The organism is Gemella sp. 27098_8_92 (genome assembly GCF_041433685.1).
Classification (GTDB): Bacteria; Bacillota; Bacilli; order Staphylococcales; family Gemellaceae; genus Gemella.
In genome coordinates this window covers 1-1,475 of the sequence record NZ_JAPWBZ010000018.1, presented here as the reverse complement: position 1 = coordinate 1,475, position 1,475 = coordinate 1, and the positions used below count along the sequence as shown (strand labels likewise).

The following is a 1,475-nucleotide window of genomic DNA, read 5'->3' as shown; positions in this document are numbered from 1 at the left end:
ATTCGACGCTAAAGAGCTTAACTTCTGTGTTCGGTATGGGTACAGGTGTGTCCTCTTCGCTATCGCCACCAGACGAAAACTTCATACATATATTATATCATCTTTTCTTTGCTTGTCAACAAATTTCTTCAGAACTTCACTTGATTAAGTCCTCGACCTATTAGTTTTAGTCAGCTACATGTGTTACCACACTTACACTCCTAACCTATTCTCCTTGTCGTCTTCAAGGGGTCTTAATTTCCGTGGGAAATCTCATCTCGAGGGGGGCTTCATGCTTAGATGCTTTCAGCTCTTATCCCTTCCGTATTTAGCTACCCAGCTATGCCACTGGCGTGACAACTGGTACACCATTGATACGTCCATCCCGGTCCTCTCGTACTAAGGACAGCTCCTCTCAAATTTCCTACGCCCACGACGGATAGGGACCGAACTGTCTCACGACGTTCTGAACCCAGCTCGCGTACCGCTTTAATGGGCGAACAGCCCAACCCTTGGGACCGACTACAGCCCCAGGATGCGATGAGCCGACATCGAGGTGCCAAACCTCCCCGTCGATGTGGACTCTTGGGGGAGATAAGCCTGTTATCCCCAGGGTAGCTTTTATCCGTTGAGCGATGGCCCTTCCATGCGGAACCACCGGATCACTAAGTCCTGCTTTCGCACCTGCTCGACTTGTAGGTCTCACAGTCAAGCTCCCTTGTGCCTTTACACTCTGCAAATGATTTCCAACCATTCTGAGGGAACCTTTGAACGCCTCCGTTACTCTTTGGGAGGCGACCGCCCCAGTCAAACTGCCCACCTGACACTGTCTCCCGGTCTTCTACGCCGAGGGTTAGAATTTCAATACAGCAAGGGTAGTATCCCAACAGCGCCTCCTCATACACTGGCGTGCATGATTCCTAGGCTCCTACCTATCCTGTACATACTGCATCAAAATTCAATATCAAGCTACAGTAAAGCTCCATGGGGTCTTTCCGTCCTGTCGCGGGTAACCTGCATCTTCACAGGTACTATGATTTCACCGAGTCCATCGTTGAGACAGTGCCCAAATCGTTACGCCTTTCGTGCGGGTCGGAACTTACCCGACAAGGAATTTCGCTACCTTAGGACCGTTATAGTTACGGCCGCCGTTTACTGGGGCTTCAATTCATACCTTCGAGTTACCTCTAAGCACTCCTCTTAACCTTCCAGCACCGGGCAGGCGTCAGCCCCTATACTTCACCTTTCGGTTTTGCAGAGACCTGTGTTTTTGTTAAACAGTCGCTTGGGCCTATTCACTGCGGCCTACTCTCGTAGGCACCCCTTCTCCCGAAGTTACGGGGTCATTTTGCCGAGTTCCTTAACGATGGTTCTCTCGCTCACCTTAGAATTCTCTTCCCAACTACCTGTGTCGGTTTGCGGTACGGGCACCTCTTATCTCGATAGCGGCTTTTCTTGAGAGTTTGGCTTCATTGACTTCGCTACTTTAATTTCGC

2 rRNA genes are annotated in these 1,475 nt (G+C 50.1%); both read right to left on the bottom strand.

Annotated elements, in window-relative coordinates:
* Nucleotides 1-73: ribosomal RNA gene (rrf, locus tag O3802_RS07655) — 5S ribosomal RNA — on the bottom strand; the annotation flags it as partial.
* A gap of 67 nt (nt 74-140) precedes the next feature.
* A 23S ribosomal RNA gene (locus O3802_RS07650) occupies nt 141-1,475 on the bottom strand; the annotation flags it as partial.